Genomic DNA, 22253 nt, shown 5'->3' with positions numbered 1-22253 from the left:
GGGGATTGGTGTGCTGGGGCCGGTGAGTGGGGTCCGGTGAGTGGGCGGACTTCGACGGGGCACGGCTGGCGGGCGTGCTACGGCGGAGGCGGCCGGTGGGCAGCCCTCGGCGGAGCGCGGCCCGTGGGCGGGCTACGGCAGGCCCGGCCGGTCGACGGGCGTCAGCGAGTCCGGCCGATGGAGAGGCCCCGGCGGGACCGGACTCGGCGGGCGAGGCCGGTGAGCCGGCCTCACCGGCCACGGCGAGTGGGCAGGCCTCGGCGAGTACAGCCGGTAGGCAAGCCACGGCAGACCAGCCGACAGGCAAGCAAGCCCCGGCCGACCGGCCGATGACCGGGCTCCGGCGGCCCATCCGTCAGCCAAGCCACTGCAGCCACGACCGGCAGGCGGCACGCGTCCGGGCGCGGCCGGTGGACGAGTTACGACGGGCGCGGCCAGCAGATAGGTTCCGGCGGCGCTGGCCGATGACCGGGCTCTGGCAGACCCGGCCGACAGGCGAGAAACGGGGGCACGGCCGGTGAGCGGCGCTCAGCGAGCGCGGCTGGTGAGCGAGCGACGGCGGACACGACCGGCAGACAGGCCCCGGCAAGCCGAGCCGATCACCCGCCTCCGGCAGACCCCGCCGACAAGCAAGACACGACCGGCACGGCCAGTAAGCAGCGCTCAGCGGGCGCAACTGGTGAGCGAGCTACGACGGGCGCGGCCAGCAGATAGGTTCCGGCGGTGCTGGCCGATGACCGGCCTCCGGCAAACCCGGCCGGCAGGCAAGGCACAACCGGCACGGCCGGTAAGCGGCGCTCAGCGGGCGCGGCCGAAGGGCGAGCTACGGCGGACACGGCGGGTGGGCAGAGCCCGGCAGGTGCGACCGGCAGGCAAGGCACGGCGGGGACGGCCGTAAGCGGCGTTTCAGCAGGCGCAGCTGGTGAGCGAGCCACAGCGGACACGACCGGCAGACAAGCTCCGGCAGTCCCAGCCGATCACCCGCCTCCGGCAAACCCGGCCGACAGGCGAGGCACGGCCGGTGAGCGGCGCTCAGCGGGCGCGGCCGAAGGGCGAGCCACGGCGGACACGGCGGGTGGGCAGGCGGGCAGACCCCGGCAGGTGCGACCGGTAGGCAAACCCCGGCGGCACCAGCCGATCACCGGCCTCCGGCAGACCCCGCCGACAGGCAAGACACGACCGGCACGGCCGGTAAGCGGCGCTCAGCGCGCGCGGCCGAGGGGCTCGGGCTCTCAGTGGCCGGCCACGGTCCTCAGCGACTGACCACAACCCCTGGCTCGCCGGCCACGGCCCTCAGCCACTGACCACAACCCTCGGCCACTGGCCACGGTCCTCAGCCGCCGCCTCCCTCAGCCGCTGACCACGCCCTTGGCCTCGCCCGTCGCCGTGCCCTTGGTGGCGGACTTGGGGATCGGGCGGTCGTTCTTCAGGGCGTTCCAGATCTGCTGGGCTTTGGACTTTTCCAGCAGGACGCGGTTGGGGTTGGCCGGGTCGTACTGGACCGGCATCGTGACCATCTTCATGTGGGAGGAGCCGATGCCCTTGAGGCCGCTCGCGAAGTCCGTCAGGGAGTTCACCGAGCCGAGGTCGGAGTCGGTGGTGACGGCCTTGGTGGCGGTGTCGGCGAGGTCGTACAGCCGCTTCGGGTCGGAGAAGACGCCGACGTGCTTGACCTGGTCGATGAGGGCCTTGACGAACGCCTGCTGGAGCTGGATGCGGCCGAGGTCGGAGCCGTCGCCGACGCCGTGCCGGGTGCGGACCAGGCCGAGGGCCTGCTGTCCGTCCAGGGTGTGGGTGCCGGCCTTCAGGTTGAGGTGACTCTGCGGGTCGGCGATGGCCTTGGTGGTGGTCAGTCTGACGCCGCCGAGGTCGTCGATGAGCTGCTGGAAGCCCTCGAAGTCGACCTCCAGGTAGTGGTCCATGCGGATACCGGTGATGGACTCGACGGTCTTGACCGCGCAGGCGGCGCCACCGGTGGAGTACGCCTCGTTGAACATCACGCCGGACGCGGCCGGATGCGCGGTGCCCTTGGTGTCGGTGCACCGCGGGCGGTCCACCAGGGTGTCCCGGGGGATGGAGACGACGCCGGCCTTCTTGTGCCCCTTGTACACGTGGACGATCATCGCCGTGTCGGAGCGGGCGCTCCCGTCGTCGGTGCCGCCGCCGAGCTTCTTGTTCTTGCCGGTGCGCGTGTCCGAGCCGAGGACCAGGATGTTCTGCGAGCCGTTGTCGACCTTCGCGGGCCGGTCGCCGCCGAGCGCCTGGTTGATGTCGACGCTGCGCAGGTTGCCGTTGAGCTTGAAGTAGACGTACCCGGCCCCGGTGCCGCCGAGCACGATCACGCCCGCGGCCGTCCAGGCCGTGACCAGCAGCGCCTTGCGGCTCCCGCTGCGCGGCTTGCGGCGGCGGCCCCGGCCGCCTCGCCGGGGGCCGGTGGTGGCCGGCCCGGATATGCCGGGGCCCGGTGTGCTCTCGGCGGACACGTCGCTCCTAGGTCTCGTCGGTGGGATACCCCCTGCTGTCAGGGTCGGGCGCGGTCGTCACCGCTCCATCGTCGCCCCGCCAGGACAGACGGGGAAACTCGGGAAAGGGTTGCACAACGCAAAGTGCCCACCGCGTGCGGCGATGGGCACTCTGCGTCACCGGTGCGACGAGGACACGCCTCGCTCACCTGCTCTTTTGCCCGAAACGGGCGCACCGCTGGAAACGGTGCCGAAGGAGACCGTTGTGGCACAGATCTCCGGGGGCAACGGTCAGTCGCCGTTGCCCGGGGTCGGCGTCGTCTTCTGGATCTGCATCAGGAACTCGCCGTTCGACTTGGTCTGCTTCATCTTGTCGAGGAGCAGCTCGATGGCCTGCTGCTGGTCGAGCGCGTGCAGCACCCGGCGCAGCTTCCAGACGACCGCCAGCTCCTCGTTGCCGAGCAGGATCTCCTCCTTGCGGGTGCCGGACGCGTCCACGTCCACCGCCGGGAAGATGCGCTTGTCGGCGAGCTTCCGGTCGAGCTTGAGCTCCATGTTGCCGGTGCCCTTGAACTCCTCGAAGATCACCTCGTCCATGCGGGACCCGGTGTCCACCAGGGCGGTGGCGAGGATGGTCAGCGAGCCGCCGTCCTCGATGTTGCGGGCCGCGCCGAAGAAGCGCTTCGGCGGGTAGAGGGCCGTCGAGTCGACACCACCGGACAGGATGCGGCCGGAGGCGGGCGCGGCCAGGTTGTAGGCACGGCCCAGACGCGTGATGGAGTCGAGCAGTACGACGACGTCGTGGCCCAGCTCCACCAGGCGCTTGGCGCGCTCGATGGCCAGCTCCGCGACCGTGGTGTGGTCCTCGGCCGGGCGGTCGAAGGTCGAGGAGATGACCTCGCCCTTGACCGAGCGCTGCATGTCGGTGACCTCTTCCGGACGCTCGTCGACCAGGACGACCATCAGGTGGCACTCGGGGTTGTTGTGCGTGATCGCGTTGGCGACCGCCTGCATGATCATGGTCTTGCCGGTCTTCGGCGGGGCCACGATCAGACCGCGCTGGCCCTTACCGATCGGCGACACGAGGTCGATGATGCGGGTGGTGAGCACGCCCGGGTCCGTCTCCAGACGGAGCCGGTCCTGCGGGTAGAGCGGGGTCAGCTTGTTGAACTCCGGCCGCCCGCGGCCGTGTTCGGGTGCCATGCCGTTGACGGAGTCGAGGCGGACCAGCGCGTTGAACTTCTCGCGGCGCTCGCCCTCCTTGGGCTGGCGGACCGCACCGGTGAGGTGGTCGCCCTTGCGCAGGCCGTTCTTGCGGACCTGGGCGAGGGAGACGTACACGTCGTTCGGGCCCGGCAGGTAGCCGGAGGTGCGGATGAACGCGTAGTTGTCGAGGATGTCCAGGATGCCCGCGACGGGGATCAGGACGTCGTCCTCGGCGACCTGCGGCTCGGCGATCTCGTCGCGGCCGCGACGGCCCCGGCGGTCGCGGTAGCGCCCGCGACGGCCCCGGCGGCCGCCCTCGAAGTCGTCGTCGTCCTGCTGCTGCTGGCGGTCCTGCCGGCCGCCGCCGCCCTGCTGCGGCTGCTGCTGACGCTGCTGGCCGCCGCCCTGCTGGTCGTCGCCCTTGCCGCGGCGGTCACGGTCCCGACCCTCGCGGTCCCGGCCATCGCGGTCCCGGCCGTCACGGTCGCGCCCGCGCTCACGGCGGTCCCGGCGGCCACGGCCCTCGCCGTCACCGGCGTCGCCCTTGGCGTCGCCGCCCTGCTGCGACTGCTGCGGGGCCTGGGCGTCGGCCTTGGGCTCGCTCTTCGTCTCGGCGGCGGTCTCGGCGGGGCTGCCGGCGTCCGCGGTGGCGCGCCGGCGACGGCGCTCGCCCGGGGCGTCCTCCGCACCGCGCTCACCCTCGCGGGTGCCGCCCGCGGGCTGGCCGGGGATCTCGATCTGCTGCTGGGCCACGGCCTTGTCGGCGGGGCCGTCGTTCTTGGCCTCGGCCTTCTTGTCGGCGGCGTCCTCGCCCGTGCGCGCCTTGGAGGTGGCGCGACGCTTGGGCTTGGTCTCGGCGGCGTCCGAGGCGGGCGCGGCCTTGGGGGCACCGCCCCCGGCCTGCGCCTCCTTGATGACCTCGATCAGCTGGCTCTTGCGCATCCGCGCGGTGCCCCTGATGCCGAGGCCCGAGGCGACCTGCTGCAGCTCGGCCAGCACCATGCCCTCAAGGCCGGTGCCGCGGCGCCGCCGGGAGCCGGCACCGGTGGCAGGCGCGGAGGCGTCCGTGGCGGGCGCGGCAGCGGTCTCCTCGACACGTGCGCCCATCAGATCGGTGGTGTCGCTCACGAAGGGTCCTTCCCTGGAGCGGACGTCGGCCTTCTGGCTCGGCGACCGGTTGTGCTGTCCGACTACGGTCCTGTCTTCCGTGAACCGTGCCGGGGCGGTGGTCCGCCAAAGCGGCGGAAAGAGATGTGCTGGTGATGGCGCTTCCGCGAGCCGTGGCACCCAGTGTCACGTGGCGTGGTAGCACCGATTCCGGAGCGTGCCCGGCGGTCCGCTCAATGCCCGCATACGACGCACTGCCCAGGTACGGCGCAAGGGACACGGAGTGGCGTGGGAGGCTCCCGGAAGAATGTCTGTCCCGGACGGGGACACGAGGCACCTCGCCATGGTGGGGTCGGGTGCAGACTTGAGATTAACACTACCGGATCCAACAAACATTCCCCCTCTCCAAATCCGGCAACCGTGTCTCAGGCGGCAAGCGGCAGCACGCTCGCCCCCCGCTGGTCCAGGCTCAGCCGGTTGGCGGCCCAGTCGGTGCCGGCCAGCGCCTCGACCTTGTCGGCGGTGCCGGGGTCGGCGAGGGCCATGACGGTGGGCCCGGCGCCCGAGATCACGGCCGGGATGCCGTCGGCCCGCAGCCGCTCCACCAGTGCCGCGCTCTCCGGCATGGCCGGGGCGCGGTACTCCTGGTGCAGCCGGTCCTCGGTGGCCGGCAGCAGCAGCTCGGGGCGCCGGGTGAGGGCCTCGACGAGCAGCGCGGCGCGGCCCGCGTTGGCGGCGGCGTCGACGTGCGGCACGGTGCGCGGGAGCAGCCCGCGGGCGGTCTCGGTCAACACCGGTTTCCCGGGCACGAAAACCACCGGAACGATGGAATCGCAGGGGTCCATCCTGATCGCGCGGGCGGCGCCGGCCTCCATCCAGGACAGCGTGAAACCGCCGAGCAGACACGCCGCCACGTTGTCCGGATGGCCCTCGATCTCGGTGGCCAGTTCCAGCAGCGCGGTGTCGTCCAGACGGGTCTCGCCGCCTATGGTCACCGCGCGGGCGGCGACGATGCCGGCGCAGATCGCGGCGGAGGAGGAGCCGAGGCCGCGGCCGTGCGGGATGCGGTTGGCGCACACGATCTCCAGCCCGCGGGGCTGTCCGCCCAGCAGGTCGAAGGTGGTGCGCAGGGAGCGGACGAGCAGATGCGCCTCGTCTCGGGGCAGGGTCTCGCTGCCCTCCCCCGCGATGTCGATGTGCAGCCCGGAGTCGGCCACCCGGACGACGACGTCGTCGTAGAGCCCCAGCGCGAGGCCCAGGGCGTCGAAGCCCGGACCGATGTTGGCGCTGGTGGCGGGTACGCGCACCCGGACGGCGGCGGCGCGGAACGCTGGACCGGCCATCGCTCGTTGACTCTCCTTGAGCTGCGTGACGGGAGACCGTCGTCCGTGGTCCCGAACGGCGGTCGGTGGATCCGGCGGACGTCCGAGCGGACGTCCGATGGCGTACGAGGCCCTCGGGGCGCGGAGACGACGCGGCCCCGTGCCCACACGCGGGGCATATGCGGTAGGCGGGTTCACCCCAGCCTATCGAAGGAAGGTTCTGTGGCGACACAGGGCGCACAGGAGGCGCACGATGCGTGTCGGAGGCCCCCTGTGCATCCCGGCAGGGGCCCCTGCGCATCCCGGCAGGAATCGCGGCGCATCCCGACAGGGATCACGCTCGCCACCCTGCCGGGATCGCGCCCGCCACCCCTGCCGGGATCGCGCCCGCCACCCCTGCCGGGATCGCGCTCACCACCCCTGCCGGGGCGGGTCAGGCGAGGCCGAGGCGCTCGGCGGCGGTGGCGGCGTCGACCGGGACGGTGACCGGCTGCGGGGCGCCGGCCACGGCCCAGTCGGGGTCCTTCAGGCCGTTACCGGTGACGGTGCAGACGATGCGCTGGCCCGGGTCCACCTTGCCCTGCTCGGCGGCCTTGAGCAGACCGGCCACCGAGGCGGCCGAGGCGGGCTCCACGAAGACGCCCTCCTGCGCGGCCAACAGCCGGTAGGCGCGCAGGATCTCACGGTCCGTCACCTCGTCGATGGCGCCGCCGGATTCGTCGCGGGCGGCGAGGGCGAGGCTCCAGGAGGCCGGGTTGCCGATGCGGATGGCGGTGGCGATGGTCGAGGGGTCCTTGACCACCTCGCCGCGCACGATCGGGGCGCTGCCGGAGGCCTGGAAGCCCCACATGCGCGGGGTGCGGGTGGCGATGCCGTCGCCCGCGTACTCCCGGTAGCCCTTCCAGTAGGCGGTGATGTTGCCCGCGTTGCCGACCGGCAGGACGTGGATGTCGGGGGCGTCGCCCAGCATGTCCACGATCTCGAAGGCGGCCGTCTTCTGCCCCTCGATCCGCACCGGGTTGACCGAATTCACCAGCGCCACGGGGTAGTTCTCGCTCAGTTCCCGGGCGAGGGTCAGACAGTCGTCGAAGTTGCCGTCGACCTGGAGGATCTTCGCGCCGTGCACGAGGGCCTGGCCCATCTTGCCGAGGGCGATCTTGCCCTGCGGCACGAGCACAGCGGAGACCATCCCGGCGCGTACGCCGTAGGCGGCGGCGGAGGCGGACGTGTTGCCCGTGGAGGCGCAGATGACGGCCTTGGCCCCCTCCTCCTTCGCCTTGGAGATGGCCATGGTCATGCCCCGGTCCTTGAAGGAGCCGGTGGGGTTCGCGCCCTCCACCTTCAGGTGGACCTCGCAGCCCGTGCGCTCGGAGAGCACCTGCGCGGGCACGAGGGGCGTGCCGCCCTCGCGGAGCGTCACGACCGGCGTGGTGTCGGATACCGGCAGCCGGTCCCGGTACTCCTCGATGATTCCGCGCCACTGGTGGGTCATTGCTGGTTACTCTCCTTCAACCCGCATGATGCTGGCGACACCCCGCACGGTGTCGAGCTTGCGCAGCGCCTCGACGGTCCCGGTGAGGGCGGCGTCGGAGGCCCGGTGGGTGACGACGACGAGAGAGGCCTCGCCGTCCTTGCCCTGCTGCCGGACGGTGTCGATGGAGACCCCGTGCTCGGCGAAGACGGTGGCGACCTGGGCGAGCACGCCCGGCTTGTCGGCCACGTCGAGGCTGATGTGGTACCGGGTGACGACGTCGCCCATCGGGGAGACGGTCAGGTCGGCGTACGCCGACTCGCCGGGCCCGGTGGCGCCGTTGAGCCGGTTGCGGCAGACGGCGACGAGGTCACCGAGCACGGCGGAGGCGGTCGGGGAACCGCCGGCGCCGGGGCCGTAGAACATGAGCTGGCCGGCCGCGTCGCTCTCCACGAAGACGGCGTTGTACGCGCCGCGCACGGAGGCGAGCGGGTGGGTCAGCGGAATCATCGCCGGGTGCACCCGGGCGGTGACGGACGCCCCGTCCCCGGACCGCTCGCAGATGGCGAGCAGTTTGATGGTGCAGCCCATCTCCCGGGCCGAGCGGAAGTCGGCGGCGGTGACCTCGGTCATGCCCTCGCGGTAGACGTCGTCGAGCCGTACCCGGGTGTGGAAGGCGATCCCGGCGAGGATGGCGGCCTTGGCAGCGGCGTCGAAGCCCTCGACGTCGGCGGTGGGGTCGGCCTCGGCGTACCCGAGCGCGGTGGCCTCGTCCAGGGCCTCCTGGTAGCCGGCGCCCGTGGAGTCCATCTTGTCGAGGATGAAGTTGGTGGTGCCGTTCACGATGCCCAGCACCCGGTTGACCTTGTCGCCGGCGAGGGACTCGCGCAGCGGGCGGATCAGCGGAATGGCTCCGGCGACGGCGGCCTCGTAGTACAGGTCCTTGCCGTGCTGCTGGGCGGTGGCGTGCAGCGCGGCGCCGTCCTGGGCGAGCAGCGCCTTGTTGGCGGAGACCACGGAGGCGCCGTGCTCGAAGGCGGTGGTGATCAGCGCCCGGGCGGGCTCGATCCCCCCGATCACCTCCACCACCACGTCGATGTCGCCGCGTTTGACGAGGGCGGTGGCGTCGGTGGTGACGAGGGCCGGGTCGATGCCCGCGCGCACCTTGCCGGGCCGGCGGACCGCCACACCCGCGAGCTCCACCGGGGCGCCGATCCGGGCGGCGAGGTCGTCGGCGTGCGTCGTCATGATGCGCGCCACCTCTGAGCCGACCACTCCACAGCCCAGCAGCGCCACCTTCAGCGGACGCGTACGCATCATCCGACCTCGTTTCCTCATACCGTCGACGGTTGCACCAGTCTCACTCACCGGACGGGAGTTTCCCCCCTTGGTCCGGATCGTGAGACATTCATTTCATTTCCGGGCCCGTTCGAACCGCAGATCTTCCACCCGCACTGCGCGGGATCGCGGGCTCACCCGACATCGAGCCGCAGCAGATCCTCCTCCGTCTCCCGCCGGACGATGACCCGGGCCTCGCCATCCTGCACGGCGACCACGGGCGGCCGCAGCACATGGTTGTAGTTGCTGGCCATGGACCGGCAGTACGCGCCCGTCGCCGGTACGGCGATCAGGTCGCCCGGCGCCAGGTCGGCCGGCAGGAAGGTGTCCCGGACCACGATGTCACCGCTCTCGCAGTGCTTGCCGACCACCCGGGCGAGCATCGGCTCGGCGTCGGAGACCCGGGAGACCAGGGCGACGCTGTACTCCGCGTCGTAGAGCGCGGTGCGGATGTTGTCGGACATGCCGCCGTCGACGGAGACGTAGGTCCGCAGCCCTTCGAGGGGCTTGATGGTGCCCACCTCGTACAGCGTGAACGCGGTCGGGCCGACGATGGCCCGGCCGGGCTCGACGGAGATGCGGGGCGTGCGCAGCCGGGCCGCCTCGCACTCGCGGCCGACGATCTCGGTGAGCGCCTTGGCGATCTCGTGCGGCTCGCGCGGGTCGTCGTCACTGGTGTAGGCGATCCCGAGCCCGCCGCCGAGGTCGATCTCCGGCAGCTCGACGCCGTGCTCGTCGCGGATGTCCTTCAGCAGCCCCACCACGCGGTGGGCGGCGACCTCGAACCCGGACATGTCGAAGATCTGCGACCCGATGTGCGAGTGGATGCCGATCAGCTCCAGGCCGTCGAGCTGGAGCGCCCGCCGCACCGCCTCGGCCGCCTGGCCGCCGGCGAGCGGGATGCCGAACTTCTGGTCCTCGTGCGCGGTGGCGATGAACTCGTGGGTGTGCGCCTCCACGCCCACGGTGATCCGGATCTGCACCTTCTGCCGCGTGCCGAGGGACTGCGCGACGTGCGCGACCCGCGCGATCTCCTGGAAGGAGTCGAGCACGATCCGCCCGACGCCCGCCTCGACGGCGCGGGTGATCTCCGCGACGGACTTGTTGTTGCCGTGGAAGGCGATGCGCTCGGCGGGCATGCCCCCGGACAACGCGGTGGCCAGCTCGCCCCCGGAGCACACGTCCAGGTTCAGCCCCTCCTCCGCCAGCCACCGCACGACGGCCCGCGACAGGAAGGCCTTCCCCGCGTAGAAGACGTCGGCGTCCTCCCCGAAGGCGGTACGCCAGGCCCGCGCCCGGGCCCGGAAGTCGGCCTCGTCCAGCACGTAGGCGGGCGTCCCGAACTCCTCGGCGATCCGCCCGACGCCGACGCCGCCGACGCTGACGACACCGTCGTCATCCCGCGTGACGGTCTGCGCCCACACCTTCCGGTCGAGCGCGTTGAGGTCCGTGGGCGGCGCGGAGTAGTGCCCCTCGGGCAGGACGTCGGCGTGACGGGGCCCGGCGGGATGCGCGGAACGGCTCATGACGTGACTCTCAGACTCTCTGTGTCTCTCCGGGGCCCATGACGTCTGCGGCCCTCAGAGGTGTTCGGGTGCGTCGATGCCGAGCAGGGACAGGCCACCGGCCAGCACCGTCCCGGCGGCTTCGGCGAGCGCCAGCCGGGCCCGGTGGGCGGCCGAGGGTTTCTCCTCCCCGACGGGCAGCACACAGACCGCGAACGGCAACAGCGCATCGGCTACGGCGACGAGATGCCGCGCCAGCCGGTCGGGGGCCCGGTGAGTGGCGGCGGCGGTGAGGATGCGGGGGTGGGCGGTGAGGGGGGTGGTCAGGGGAGTGAGGAGGGAGTGGGGGGCCAGGGGACCCGGCTCGGCGGCGAACCCGAGACGGCCGGCGTTGCGGCTGAGGGAGCGGACGCGGGCGTGCGCGTACCGGACACGGAAGAGCGGGTTGCTCTCGCGCTGCACGAGGTGATCGGCGGTGATCCGGGGCCGGTCGTGCGGGGCGGGATGGAGCAGGGCCCACCGGGCGGCGTCGGCCCCGAGCGGAGCGGGGTCCTCCGGAGCGGGAACCGGACGCACGTTCACCGGCTCACCATGCTCGACGACGGCCCGCCCGCCCTGCGTGGCGACGATCCGCGCCACGGCGTCCGCGACGACCTCGGCCCGCACCTCGTACGGCACCCGCAGGACGACGACCTGCCCGGCGAGGGCGTCACCGTGCCCGTACGCACTCCCCTGCCGCAGGATGTCGCCCACGAGGTCGGCGACAAGGTCACCCTGGCGTCGCAGACAGAGGTTGAGGAACCCGGGCCCGGTGACGACGACGTCCCGGATGCCACCGGTGCCGACGAGCCGGGGCCGCAGAATCTCGGCGACCCTGAGCGGAGGCTGCCCGGCCGGCCGGGCGAGCTGGAGGGCGACGTTGGTGGCGTAGTCCCCGCACCCCCCGGGCCCCGGCTCGGTCACCACGACCCGCTCGGGCACGGCCACGCTCAGTTCCCCGTCCTCGACAGCACGACGCACCGCGCCCAGCACGGTACGGGAGAGCTCGACGGGGGTCACGGGACAAGCGTAGGGGAGGAAGGGGGTGGGGCGGGGAGGTGGCTCAGGTTGTGGACCGGGTAGGGGGCAGCGGCGAGACGAAGGCGTACGAACCGCAAGGTCACGCGCCCGCCCGCCACAAGAGTCCCGCCTACCCCCCGAAGGAGATCCCCCCGGTCACCCCGTCGGCGACCCCGTCATCGTCGCCTTCTCCGTCGTCACCGGAGCCGGAGCCGGAGCCGGCGTCGGAACCGCTGGGACTCACACCGGCACCACCACCGGAACCACCCCCCGCACGCCCCTCTCCCTCACGCCCGCCCGGCCGCTCCAGCAACTGCTTCACCAGCCGGACGAGTTCACCGGGTTCGAAGGGCTTGGCGAGAAAGGCGTCCACGCCGACATCGAGCCCGGCCTCGACCTCGTACTGCGTACACGCGCTGATGATGGCGAGGGGAAGGTGACGCGTACGGGGATCGGCACGCAGCAGGGCAGCGGTCCGCAGGCCGTCCAGCCTCGGCATGACGATGTCGAGCGTCACGACATCGGGCCGCACCTCGTGCACCACGTCCAGACACTCGGCACCATCGGCCGCGGTCACGACCTCGAGCCCTTCAAGTTCGAGGTTGACCCTGATCAACTGCCGGATCACCTTGTTGTCGTCCACAACAAGCACCCGGCCCGAGGCGCCTGACACAACTCGAGAGTAGGTCCGGACCGACCACCGCGTCCGGGTTTTCCCCACTTCCACCCCGTACAGGGGAACTTCCCGTCCGGGGTCCCCCACAGATCCCACACCCACCACTCCGCCCTCCAAGGCCTCGCCGGGTGAGGCTGGCGGGGCCACGACACCCCACCGGAGCCCCCGCACCCGTCCTCCGCCCGCCCCGGCGAAACGGGTTCCTGATCACCCCGCCGGACCTGCTAGTGTTCTACCCGTCGCCGCAAGCGAAAAGCTCCGCAGCCGACACGCCCCCGTAGCTCAGGGGATAGAGCAACGGCCTCCGGAGCCGTGTGCGCAGGTTCGAATCCTGCCGGGGGCACTCCTTACAAGGTGCCCAAGACCCCGTCACCAGCGGAAACGCTGAGGCCGGGGTCTTCGCGTTTATACAGGCAGGTGCGGAGCGGAGCGGGCGTATTTCGGGGTCTGGGGACGAGGCCGCAGCGGAGAAATCAGGCTGGTGACGCGAGCTGTCGAAGCCGCCATCAGTCGCCGGCTCCCGACATACGAACAGGCGAACTGGGGACTCATGGATGTATCCGCTGTGGCCGTTGGGCTGATCACCGCTGGTGCAACTCTGGGTGGGGGGATGTTCAACGAGTTCGCCAGCCAGAAGCGCGAAAAGCGCGCCGATCAACAACGCGTGCAGGAGCGCGACGAGAGGACGCAGCAAGCAAGACGTGATCTCTATGCTCGCCTGAACGCCACCGCTCGTGCTTATCGGGTTGCTGCCCGAGATGCGGTCCGGGCTACCGAGCGAGGTGAAGACGTCGAGTCAGCGGTCCTCGACGCCGCCATAGAAGCCTGGGCGGAGGAATACTCCCAGGCGCGGATGGCGCTGTCGAAGAACGTCCTGGATGTGGCCTCGACCCTGAACAGCGCTCTCGGCGTCGGATACACCGTTGTGAAGCAGTTGCCGAGCAGCCTCAGCCCGGATGCCGCATACAGCCGAGCAAAGGCATGGTTCAGGGGTCCACTGTCCGATGGCGTGCATCTACTGCGGGTCACCCTGCGACATGACCTCGGCGTCGAGGTGAGGCCTGACTTCGAATACTCCCTCATGCGGGGTGTTGCCGCCCTTGACAGTGAGCGAAGAAGTCTTGAACGCCAACTCGACTCAGAGCACACTCAAGCCAGCCAGTCCTCATGACGCACGGATGAGCACTGGCCCGGGGGGAACGGATCTAGCGCCCGACTTCCGCGCGGCGTGCTGATGCTCCACTCATCTTGACTACCGGATTTCCGTAGAGCTCGGGTCGAGGAAGAAAAGGCACTGGTCCGCTTTGAATTCGCCCACCTCAGCGACGAAGCGGAACTTGTCGCCTGCTCCGACGGTGACGGGGATTTTCTTGCCGGTCAGATTCAGGTCAGAGATGTTGACGTCCTCGTACTTGAAGGCCGGGCCGACCGCCGTGTTCGGTCCCTTGTCGCCTGGGCCCAGGAGGAAGTCGTAGCGGGTGTCGTAGTCACCGTGGGGCGCCATGTTCACGATCGAGCCGTTGAACGCGACCGTCTCGCCCTGGTGCCTGGTCGCGAAGTCCAGGTTCGCGTCGTCGCACGGGCCCGCCTTCAGCAGCGCCGCGAACTCCGGGTTGTTCTGAGCCGTGATCACCTTAGCGGCGGCCGGCTCGGCCGCGGTAGGAGTCGGCAAAGCGGAAGGCTTTTCGCTCGCAGCGGCCGTCGACTTGTCTGCCTCGTCCTTCTTCTCCCCTCCGTCGCCGAGTGCAGAGGCAACGCCGATAACGATCGCCAGGATCACGAGGACGGTGGTCCCCGTGCCGATCACCAGCCACGGCAGCGGCTTCTTCGGCCGACGGAAGTTGAGGGTGGAGCGAAGCGCGCCCTGGGTGTGCTCCACAAGCTCCCAGCCATCCTTCTGCATCTTCGAGATCACCAAGCCGTCGGTGCCGCGAACTGTCCGCACGGTCTTGTACTCGTACCTGATCTCGTCGACCATGCGACTCTCCCCTGAAGAAAGACGGACTGTTCATACCAGCAGCCCTCGCGAGCGTAGGCGACGCAGCTTGGGAACTCGGCATCTCCGACGTCACCCTCCGCCTCACCGACACGGCGACGACCGAGGCCGCCGCGGTGGTCGCGCGTCCGGCGCCGTGCGGGCGCAGAAGCCACGGAAACACATGACCGGCCCCCGACAGCACGTTGGGTGGCCCCGTGCTCACACCACCAGTTGGAGCACCGCCCCTAGAGGTTGACTACCGGTAGAAGAGGTTGGCTACCGGTAGAAGACGGGCTGGCGAAGGTTGTTCTGCGCGACCGCGCGGTCACCGGCTGGCTCGCCCTGGCCCGCGCCGACGACCACCGAGTGATCACCTCGGCGGCCACCCTCGTCGAAGTGGTCCACCCCCGGATCAACCGCCCGGCCCTGGAATGGACGCTCTCCCGCTTGGTCATCGAACCGATCACCGAGCCGATCGCCCGCCACGCCGCCGCCCTCCTCGCCGACGCCGGCCTCCACGGCCACAAGTACGCCATCGACACCATGCTCATCGCCACCGCCCTGGCCGCGCCAGGCCCGGTCACCGTCCTCACCTCCGATCCGGAGGACCTGACTGCCCTCTGCGGCGGACGCGCGACCGTGATCAAGATCTGACCTCCCATTCTTGCAAGGGCGGCCGGTCAGAACCACGCACTATGTGTTGCAGCCCATGCTGGTCGCCCCGTAGTCGGGGTCGTACGACCCCGTGCAGGGTTCCCGGCATGTCGATCGCGGGAAGCTGTGAGTACCCGTGCTCCGTCTTGCTGCTGTGGGACCACGCCTTCGGGAAGACTTGCCGGGTGTTCACGTACTGCCCGATCAGGAACTGCTCGTCGATCGCGCCGTTCTGGCTCACAAGCCATGCTCGTCCAGCAGTCGCATCAAGTTCCGCTTGCGCTTCTGGGCGGCGCGCAGGTCGGTGACGTAGACGGTGAAGTCGTCCGGTGTGCCGAGCCGGTGGTGGCAGTCGCGGATGCTGAGGAGCAGGCTGACGAGCTGTTCGTAGGCGTGGCTTCCGGTCTGGCCGGCGAGGTGGGTGGCCAGGCGGAGATAGACGGCCAAGGCGTCCGCGGGGCGGGACGGGCGGAACCGGTCGGCGAGGGTGAGCCATTGGCCGTCGTGGGCCCCGTACTCGTCGGCTGCCCGCCAGGCGGCGTCGGCGTCCTCGTCGTCCAGCAGGACGTCGACGAGGACCCGGCCACCGCACGGGTCCGCCTCGGCATCGGCGCGGAGAAGCGCCAGCGCCTTCTCGCGTTCGGTCTGCCAGCACGCGGCGGTCCCGGCTGCGGCGCGCAGTTGCCGGTAGGTGAGCGGGGTGCGGCGGGCGGTGAAGTGGTCACGGCGCAGGGTGACGGCGTCGGCGGGCCGGCCGATCCGGGTGTAGTGGTCGGCGAGGTGGTCGACCAGAACGGTGTCTACGGTGGCGAGATCCTGGGTCTCGCGGATGCCGCGCTCGGCCCATTCCAGGGCTTCGGCGGTACGGCCGTCGGTGTCGAGTTCGCGGGCGATGAGCAGGTGGGTGTGGCCGTTCGGCGCGAGGTCGGCGTCGTACACGGCGATCACCGTGTCGATGTCCCGCCCCGACTTCGCGAGGCGCTGCACCAGGTGCTTCTCGGCCCAGCCGGTGCGGTTCGCCCGCCAAGCGTCGACCGCGTGGCGGCGCAGGGCGGCCATCCCTCGCTCGCCGAGCAGATCCTCGTAGTCGAGCGGGTCGATGTCCGTCAGGTCGGCCGCTGCGCCGAGCGTGTGTGCCACCAGCCAGTGCGCGAGTTCGTCCGGGTCGGGCCGGGCCGCTCGGCAGGCGTCGTGGTGAGCGTCGGCGAGGCCGCCGCCGATCTGTCCCAGCCGGCCGTCGGAGTCGTCGATGTTCTCGACCACCCCGCCCAGCAGGCCGATCGCCTCCTGGGCCAGAGCCACCGCGTCGGCTGCCCGGCCAGAGGACGTCAGTGACCGGATCGCGGTGACCGACTGCGTGGCCTGGTCCGCATAGGCACGGACATCGGCGTACTCGACATGGCCATACTGCGCGAACGGACGGATGTCCAGCAGCTCACGGACGCGAGACCTGGCCCCGGACACGTCGCCGCGGGCGCTCACCGCCCGCAGTTCCAGACGCCTCCGCAGGTTCCGGTCCTCAGCCGTCTCCTCCCGCAAGAGGGCGAGCAGGTCGTCCCGTGACAGGCCGGTCAGCCAGGCGTCGAGGCCGCAGGCCCGGTCCCGGGCCGCCTTCCGCAGGCGAGGCAGGTCGGCCGCCTGGGCGATCACCGTCAGACCGAGCGCGACCAGGTGCTTGCAGAAGTTGCCCTCCTGGCCGTACGGGCAGTCGCACGTGCCCGTCGGCTTTCTGCGCCCGCCCGGGAGCAGCTCCACCTCGTACCGCTCCGTGCCACGCACCGATGCCCTGATCCAGCCGTCACCGAACTCGACCCCGGACACCTCGTCGACGTAATCACGTCCACGCTCGAACGAACGCTCCCCCGCCAGCGCCCTCAATTCCGCCTCTGTGAGACCGCCCATGGTTCCCCGCACTCCGATCCGGCTCTGGCTCCCCCAACGACCCTCACGCTAACGGCCGCCGGATCGAACAACGTCCGCCCGGGTCAGCTCCCGCAGGCTCAAGGCCCTGAACGGCGTGGTTGTCACGGATCAGCCCACCGACGGCTCCGCCTTGGACGGTGCCCGGCGAGGTGTCGCGCGGTCCAGGTGGGCCACCACCGTGGAGTAGAAGCGGTGCACCGCGTCGTCGACGCTGCGGATGAAGCCCGACTCGGCGTTGCCGCGGGTGCTTCCCATGCTTTTGATCAGGGACAGACGGAAGCCGGTGATGGTGGAGCCGGTGCCCTTCGGGAGCATGTCCGCCGGTTCGGGGCGGAGCCGTTCCAGGGTGCTGCGGGGGCCGCCCTGTTCGCCTTCGACGAGGGTTTCGATGTGGAGAGCCGCCGGTGCCTCCGCCAGGGTGCGGACGAGCCGCTTCGCCCAGGACAGGGGGTAGCCCTGTGCCGGGGCGGGGATCTCGATGGAGGTGCGCAGTCTGCCCGTGCGCAGGTCCGCGCTCACCGCGAGGATGCCGGGGGTTCCCTCGATGCGCAGCTCCGCCTGGAGGTTTCCGTCGCGGCAGAGGTGATCCGCGAGGAGGCTTCTGCGCGCTCCCGGGTCCGATCCCCGCCTGGCGCGCTGCACGGGCAGTACCTTCTGGCCCAGTTCGCCGCCGAGTCCGAGGCATACCTGGCGGATGAGCCTCTCCCAGCTCTCGACGACCTCCAGTGCGCGCGAGTCTCCCTGGCACAGGGTCTCGTCGTCGATTCCGTTCCGTACGGGGACCCAGGCCGGCCCCATGTTCTGGAAGCCGTGGCAGCCGGAGTTGTCGTGCTGGAGGTAGGCCAGCAGTTCCTGGAGCAGCCAGGCGTGCGCCGCGTTGCCGACACCCTCGTGGCGGATCAGCAGTTGCGCCTGATGCGTGACTTCCGCCCAGGAGAGGTGCCACAGGGCGACCTTGTGCTTGCGCCGGCCGTCGATCTTGACCTCGACGAGCGGACTGCCCTCCAGCGCCACGTCGTTCGACAGTGTGATCACGGCCTCGTAGCCTCGGCGCGCGGCGATGTCCATGTACGCCTGCACCTGATCGGCCTTGAGGGCGTTGCCGTTGGTCTTCGTCTCGACCAGGGCCGTCCACAGCTTGCCGGCCCGCTCGACGCGGATCACCCCGTCGGGGCGCCGCGGTGTCTCGCCGTGCGGCAGGGTGACCTCGGTGAAGGTCTCCATGCGGCCGGCCGGCGCGCCGAAGGCCGCGGTCAGTCTCCTGCCGAACTCGGGTACCTGCGCCATCACCGACAGCAGCACCGAGGTGGCCCGCGTTTCGCGGTCCCGGTCGCTCTTCAGCGCCGACGCCGGGAAGAGCCGGGCCTCTCTCCAGGACTCGTTCTCCGCCAAGCCCTTCCTGGCCACCTTGGGCAGGGTGATCTTCTTCTTCGCGGTACGAGGGCGCGCGGTCCGCTTCCGCGGCTCGCCGTCGTCTTCCGGCGGGCGAGGAGACGGGATCGCCTCCGACGTTCGCCGTGCACTCGGGTCGTCGGCCGGGGTCGGGGGCGGGACCGTCGTGTCTTCCTGGTCTTCGGCCGCAGCGTTTTCTTGTGCTTCTATCGCTTCCGCGTCGTCCTCGATGTCGACGCCGAAGTCCATCGCCAGACCGGCTAGACCGGTGTCGTAGCCTTGGCCGACAGCGCGGAACTTCCACTCCTCCTGGCGCCGGTACAGCTCGCCGAAGATGATCGCGCTCATCGAGTCGACATTGTCGACGGCAAAGCGGAGAAGGTTTTCACCGGCTCCATCGGCCAGTGACAGCCGTACGTCGTCCAGTTCGCCGAAGCGCGCGCCGTTGTACCGGCTGGCTGCCACGACTATGCGGTCGACGTGGGCCGGGATCGCCGTCAGGTCGAAGCTGATCCGGTCCTCGTTTCCGTCCGCCGTCGGCGTCTTGCCGAGGAGCTGCACGCTTCCGTCGGGCGCGACCGGGTTGTTGTAGAAGTAGAAGTCGGTGTCGCTATGGACTTTTCCGTTCGCATCCAGCAGCAGGACCGAGACGTCCGCGTCGCCTTCGCCGGTCGGGCTTCCCCAGCCCAGGCTGATGATCACCGAAGCGACGTTCTCACTCAAGACTGACAGAGCCACATTCGAGCCCTTGAGCATTTCCCGCATAACCCCCCCAACCAACTCAAGCCGGGCACAGAAGTGTTCCTGTCCCAGCCCTCTGTCGAGCAACGCAGCGTGACGCGCCGCACACAGGTGACTGTAGTGCCCTCCGAAGGAATTCCGCGCGGGTGGGTGTGGCGATTACCCGGTAGGCACGCACTCGGAGACGTACGTGCCCGACCGCGGGCGCCGGGTGGACACCTCATGGGATCGATCGGGAGCACCGGGGGTACGGACGATGACCACCGAGACCAATCGCGGCGCCTCCGCGCCCTCACCGCCCACACCAGCCGTGCCGCATCGGCTGGTGCTGCCGACCGTGCTGGCCGGCGCCTTCTGGACGAGGCCACGGGCGAGCTGCTCGACCGCCTGTACGGCGTCGTCCCCGCCGGTCCGGATCGGGCGGGGGCGGTGTAGGACGCCGTACCGGTACCGGTACCGGTACCGGTATGGGCGGGGGCGGGCTTGTCGTCGCCCGGGGGTCGACGCCGTGTCCGTCAGGCCGAGCGTTTGCGCGAGGCGGACTTCTTCGCCGTCGACTTCACCGCCGAATTCTCCGACTTCCCCGCCGACTTCGCGGGCGTCTTCTTCGCCGCGGACGTCTTCTTCGCCGCCGTCGGCTTCTTCGTGCCCTCCGTCGCCTTCGACGTGGACTTGCGTGCCGCCGCCGTCTTCTTCGCGGGGGCCGCCTTCGTGGTCTTCTTGCCGCCCGTCTCCTTGGGGGTGGACCCGCGTCGGGGCAGGGATCTGACCTCGGCCTCGGCTCCGTCGCCGGCGGGCTCCTCGCCGCGGGACTCGCGGGCCGCGCGCACGCTGCCCTCCAGGGCCGCCATCAGGTCAAGGACCTTGCCGCCGGTGGCCGGTTCGGGTGTCTCCGGTGGTGCCTCGCCGGAGGCCTTCGCGGCGATGAGCTCCTCCAGCGCCTCCCGGTACTCGTCGTGCAGGTCCTCCAGGTCGACCTCGCCGAGGGTGTCCATCAGGGCGTCCGCGAGGTCGAGTTCCTTGTCGCGGACGGTGACGTCGGTGTCGGGCGCGACGCCCTCCGGGGCGCGGACCTCGTCGGGCCAGAGCAGGCCGTGCATGGCGATGGCCTCGCCGACCACCCGCAGCATGCCGAGCCGCTCCCGGCCGCGCAGCGCGAACTTGGCGATGGCGACCTTGTTGCTGCGCTTAAGGGCCTCACGCAGCAGGACGTACGGCTTGGCGGCGGGCGCGCCGCTCGCGGCGAGGTAGTAGGCCGAGCCCATCTGGAGCGGGTCGATGCGGTCACCCGGCACGAAGGCGACGATCTCGATGGTGCGGGCGGTGGGGATCGGGAGGTGGGAGAGGTCGTCGTCGGTGATCGGGATCACCGAGCCGTCGGCGTCCTCGTAGGCCTTGCCGATCTCGGCCTGCCTGACCTCGCGCTCCTCCAGTTCGCAGACCTTGCGGTAGCGGATGCGGCCGTTGTCCTCGGTGTGGATCTGGCGGAAGGAGATCGCGTGGCTCTCGGTCGCGTTGACCAGCTTGATCGGGATGCTGACGAGCCCGAAGGAGATGGCGCCGTTCCATATCGACCGCACGTGCCGCACCCGCCCTTTCCCGTTTTCACCGGTTCGTCTGGGATTGTCATCCTATGACGCCTATCACTGAGGTGGAGGGGCGGCGGGTCGCGCTCAGCAACCTGGAGAAGGTGCTGTATCCGGAGTCCGGCTTCACCAAGGCGGAGCTGGTGCACTACTACGCGACCACCGCCGGCGCCCTGTTGCCGCATCTGCGCGGCCGCGCGGTCTCCTTCCTGCGCTATCCGGACGGGCCGGACGGGCAGCGGTTCTTCACCAAGAACGTGCCGCCCGGTACGCCCGAGTGGGTCACGACCGCCGAGGTGCCGCGCTCCGCCACGGAGGGGCCGGGCCGGATGGTGCTGGTGCAGGACCTGCCGAGCCTGGTCTGGGCGGCGAACCTGGTCGCCGAGTTCCACACCCACCAGTGGCTGGTGGAGAGCCCGCGGGAGGCCGACCGGCTGGTCTTCGACCTGGACCCGGGGGCACCGGCGACGGTCGTGCACTGCTGCGAGGTCGCCCTGTGGCTACGGGAGCGGCTGGCGGCAGACGGGATCACGGCGTACCCGAAGACGGCCGGGTCGAAGGGGCTGCATCTGCTGGCGGCGGTCCGCGGGAGTTCCTCCGAGCGGACGAGCGCGTACGCGAAGGGGCTGGCCGTGGAGGCCGAGCGGGCGCTGCCCCGGCTCGTGGTGCACCGGATGACGAAGAGCCTGCGGCCGGGCAAGGTCTTCGTGGACTGGAGTCAGAACGCGGCCCGCAAGACCACGGCCACCCCCTACACGCTGCGCGCCCGCCAGGACCCGCTGGTGTCGGCGCCGGTGACCTGGGAGGAGGTCGAGGGCTGCGGGGACGCCGGGGGCCTGGAGTTCCGGGCCGGTGACATCGCGCGTCGGCTCCGGGAGCTGGGGGACCTCATGGCTCCGCTGCTGGATGCCACCATCGCTACGGCCCTTCCCTAGACCCTGCTCCACGTCCTCCGGTCCCTGGCCATCGCGTGCAGGGCCTCCACGTCCGCCGGTTTCAGCACGCCGCCGAGCCGGGCCAGGGCCGGCAGGTCCGTGTCCCGCAGGACGCGCACGCGGTGGGGCTCGGCCGTGGTGGTCAGGTGGGACGGGGCGACGAGGACGAGGACGGGGTGGACCTCGGCGGTGAGGGCGTGGGTGGCGCGGTCGGCGTCGGCGCGCAGGCGGCGCAGCAGCGGCTCGGGGTCGCGGTGGCCCGCGGTGACCATCGGGTCGGCGATCAGGACCCGGGACCTGTGGGCGTACAGGGCGTGTACGGCGAACAGGCCGCCGGGGCCGATCAGCAGGTGGTGGACGCGGTCGCCGCCGGGCAGCGGCACCGAGTGCAGGGTGTGCCAGCCGGCGCCCTCCAGCCGGTCCAGCGCCCCGCCGACGGTCCGCTCGGCGGTCAGGGCGCGCCGGCGCGGGTCGGCGCGCAGCCGGTGGGCGGGTCCCGGGTCGCGGTCGAGGGCGACGAGCAGGGCCTCGCCGGGGCGGTTGGGTGCCAGGTCGTCGTCGGGGTGGAGGGTGAGTCGGGCCAGTTCCGCCGGGGTGGGCACGGGTGGCGGGCCGACGGTGACGGGGCCGGTCAGGAACGGTTTCAGGGCGGCGAGGACTTCGTCCCTGACGTCCTCGCCGAGCAGGTTGACCCGGCCGGCCTCACGGTCGTACCAGGCGGCCGTACCGCCGTCCGGGCGGCAGACGTACAGCCGCTCCCGGCCGTGCCGGAAGGCCGGCACCACGCGCAGTCCGCTCATGCGCCATCACCCCTCGACCATGGGAACAGGCGGGCGCGCCCGGGGCAAGACCGGTTACCGTGGATGACGGCCCTGCGAGGGGGAGTTGGGGAGGCGCC

Annotated in this window: 16 protein-coding genes and 1 tRNA gene; 4 read left to right on the top strand and 13 right to left on the bottom strand. The window is 71.0% G+C overall.

Annotation, left to right across the window (positions count from 1 at the left end):
- Nucleotides 1–1349 precede the first annotated feature (1349 nt).
- The 8 genes from NX794_RS34185 to NX794_RS34150 form a co-directional block, all read right to left on the bottom strand.
- Nucleotides 1350–2483: an LCP family protein gene (locus NX794_RS34185; protein WP_258783581.1), complete on the bottom strand. Its 1134-nt coding sequence runs from the start codon at nucleotides 2481–2483 to the stop codon at nucleotides 1350–1352.
- Nucleotides 2484–2753: 270 nt separating this feature from the next.
- The gene (gene rho / locus NX794_RS34180) at nucleotides 2754–4796 is read right to left on the bottom strand and encodes a transcription termination factor Rho (RefSeq protein ID WP_258783580.1); all 2043 of its coding nucleotides are present in this window, start codon (nucleotides 4794–4796) and stop codon (nucleotides 2754–2756) included.
- 404 nt (nucleotides 4797–5200) lie between these two features.
- The gene (thrB, locus tag NX794_RS34175) at nucleotides 5201–6118 is read right to left on the bottom strand and encodes a homoserine kinase (protein ID WP_258783579.1); all 918 of its coding nucleotides are present in this window, start codon (nucleotides 6116–6118) and stop codon (nucleotides 5201–5203) included.
- Nucleotides 6119–6530: 412 nt separating this feature from the next.
- Nucleotides 6531–7589: a threonine synthase gene (gene thrC, locus NX794_RS34170; RefSeq protein ID WP_258783578.1), complete on the bottom strand. Its 1059-nt coding sequence runs from the start codon at nucleotides 7587–7589 to the stop codon at nucleotides 6531–6533.
- A gap of 6 nt (nucleotides 7590–7595) precedes the next feature.
- Complete coding sequence (locus NX794_RS34165; protein WP_258783577.1) at nucleotides 7596–8888, bottom strand: homoserine dehydrogenase; 1293 nt, start codon at nucleotides 8886–8888, stop codon at nucleotides 7596–7598.
- A gap of 152 nt (nucleotides 8889–9040) precedes the next feature.
- Entirely contained in the window at nucleotides 9041–10432 is a 1392-nt protein-coding gene (lysA, locus tag NX794_RS34160) for a diaminopimelate decarboxylase (protein WP_258783576.1), read from the bottom strand.
- A 54-nt stretch (nucleotides 10433–10486) separates the two neighbouring features.
- On the bottom strand, nucleotides 10487–11470 hold the full coding sequence (nrtL, locus tag NX794_RS34155; RefSeq protein WP_258783575.1) for an ArgS-related anticodon-binding protein NrtL: 984 nt from the start codon (nucleotides 11468–11470) through the stop codon (nucleotides 10487–10489).
- Between the two features lie 130 nt (nucleotides 11471–11600).
- Entirely contained in the window at nucleotides 11601–12191 is a 591-nt protein-coding gene (locus NX794_RS34150) for a response regulator (protein ID WP_428986015.1), read from the bottom strand.
- A 226-nt stretch (nucleotides 12192–12417) separates the two neighbouring features.
- Between NX794_RS34150 and NX794_RS34145 the strand changes: the two genes are divergently transcribed.
- Nucleotides 12418–12489, top strand: a tRNA-Arg gene (locus NX794_RS34145).
- Nucleotides 12490–12756: 267 nt separating this feature from the next.
- The gene (locus NX794_RS34140; protein ID WP_258783573.1) at nucleotides 12757–13317 is read left to right on the top strand and encodes a hypothetical protein; all 561 of its coding nucleotides are present in this window, start codon (nucleotides 12757–12759) and stop codon (nucleotides 13315–13317) included.
- 81 nt (nucleotides 13318–13398) lie between these two features.
- Here the strand turns inward: NX794_RS34140 and NX794_RS34135 are convergent, their stop codons facing one another.
- Nucleotides 13399–14124, bottom strand: coding sequence for a DUF4839 domain-containing protein (locus NX794_RS34135; protein ID WP_258783572.1), 726 nt, complete (start codon nucleotides 14122–14124; stop codon nucleotides 13399–13401).
- Between the two features lie 252 nt (nucleotides 14125–14376).
- Between NX794_RS34135 and NX794_RS34130 the strand changes: the two genes are divergently transcribed.
- Nucleotides 14377–14778, top strand: coding sequence for a PIN domain-containing protein (locus tag NX794_RS34130; protein ID WP_258783571.1), 402 nt, complete (start codon nucleotides 14377–14379; stop codon nucleotides 14776–14778).
- A 237-nt stretch (nucleotides 14779–15015) separates the two neighbouring features.
- On the opposite strand, the gene NX794_RS34125 is transcribed toward NX794_RS34130, so the two are convergent.
- The 3 genes from NX794_RS34125 to ku form a co-directional block, all read right to left on the bottom strand.
- Nucleotides 15016–16680: an SWIM zinc finger family protein gene (locus NX794_RS34125; RefSeq protein WP_258783570.1), complete on the bottom strand. Its 1665-nt coding sequence runs from the start codon at nucleotides 16678–16680 to the stop codon at nucleotides 15016–15018.
- A gap of 129 nt (nucleotides 16681–16809) precedes the next feature.
- Nucleotides 16810–18858 (bottom strand): TerD family protein, encoded by a 2049-nt coding sequence (locus NX794_RS34120; RefSeq protein ID WP_258783569.1) that lies wholly within the window; start codon nucleotides 18856–18858, stop codon nucleotides 16810–16812.
- A 491-nt stretch (nucleotides 18859–19349) separates the two neighbouring features.
- Nucleotides 19350–20414 (bottom strand): non-homologous end joining protein Ku, encoded by a 1065-nt coding sequence (ku, locus tag NX794_RS34115; protein ID WP_258783568.1) that lies wholly within the window; start codon nucleotides 20412–20414, stop codon nucleotides 19350–19352.
- 53 nt (nucleotides 20415–20467) lie between these two features.
- Here ku and ligD point away from each other — a divergent pair, with 53 nt between their 5' ends.
- Nucleotides 20468–21355 (top strand): non-homologous end-joining DNA ligase, encoded by an 888-nt coding sequence (gene ligD / locus NX794_RS34110; RefSeq protein WP_258783567.1) that lies wholly within the window; start codon nucleotides 20468–20470, stop codon nucleotides 21353–21355.
- Here the strand turns inward: ligD and NX794_RS34105 are convergent.
- Nucleotides 21352–22155, bottom strand: a complete 804-nt coding sequence (locus NX794_RS34105; RefSeq protein WP_258783566.1) for a nuclease-related domain-containing protein — start codon at nucleotides 22153–22155, stop codon at nucleotides 21352–21354. The genes ligD and NX794_RS34105 overlap by 4 nt on opposite strands.
- Nucleotides 22156–22253: the final 98 nt, after the last annotated feature.

Source organism: Streptomyces pyxinicus (genome assembly GCF_024753135.1).
In the GTDB taxonomy this organism is placed as follows: domain Bacteria; phylum Actinomycetota; class Actinomycetes; order Streptomycetales; family Streptomycetaceae; genus Streptomyces; species Streptomyces pyxinicus.
This window is presented reverse-complemented; position numbering and strand designations above follow the sequence as displayed.

Excerpts from the sequence above, each read along its gene's own strand:
- thrB (WP_258783579.1), bottom strand. The coding sequence starts at position 6,118 with ATGGCCGGTCCAGCGTTCCGCGCCGCCGCCGTCCGGGTGCGCGTACCC.
- thrC (WP_258783578.1), bottom strand. The coding sequence starts at position 7,589 with ATGACCCACCAGTGGCGCGGAATCATCGAGGAGTACCGGGACCGGCTG.
- NX794_RS34165 (WP_258783577.1), bottom strand. The coding sequence starts at position 8,888 with ATGATGCGTACGCGTCCGCTGAAGGTGGCGCTGCTGGGCTGTGGAGTG.
- lysA (WP_258783576.1), bottom strand. The coding sequence starts at position 10,432 with ATGAGCCGTTCCGCGCATCCCGCCGGGCCCCGTCACGCCGACGTCCTG.
- NX794_RS34140 (WP_258783573.1), top strand. The coding sequence starts at position 12,757 with ATGTTCAACGAGTTCGCCAGCCAGAAGCGCGAAAAGCGCGCCGATCAA.
- NX794_RS34135 (WP_258783572.1), bottom strand. The coding sequence starts at position 14,124 with ATGGTCGACGAGATCAGGTACGAGTACAAGACCGTGCGGACAGTTCGC.
- NX794_RS34125 (WP_258783570.1), bottom strand. The coding sequence starts at position 16,680 with ATGGGCGGTCTCACAGAGGCGGAATTGAGGGCGCTGGCGGGGGAGCGT.
- NX794_RS34120 (WP_258783569.1), bottom strand. The coding sequence starts at position 18,858 with ATGCGGGAAATGCTCAAGGGCTCGAATGTGGCTCTGTCAGTCTTGAGT.
- ligD (WP_258783567.1), top strand. The coding sequence starts at position 20,468 with ATGACGCCTATCACTGAGGTGGAGGGGCGGCGGGTCGCGCTCAGCAAC.
- NX794_RS34105 (WP_258783566.1), bottom strand. The coding sequence starts at position 22,155 with ATGAGCGGACTGCGCGTGGTGCCGGCCTTCCGGCACGGCCGGGAGCGG.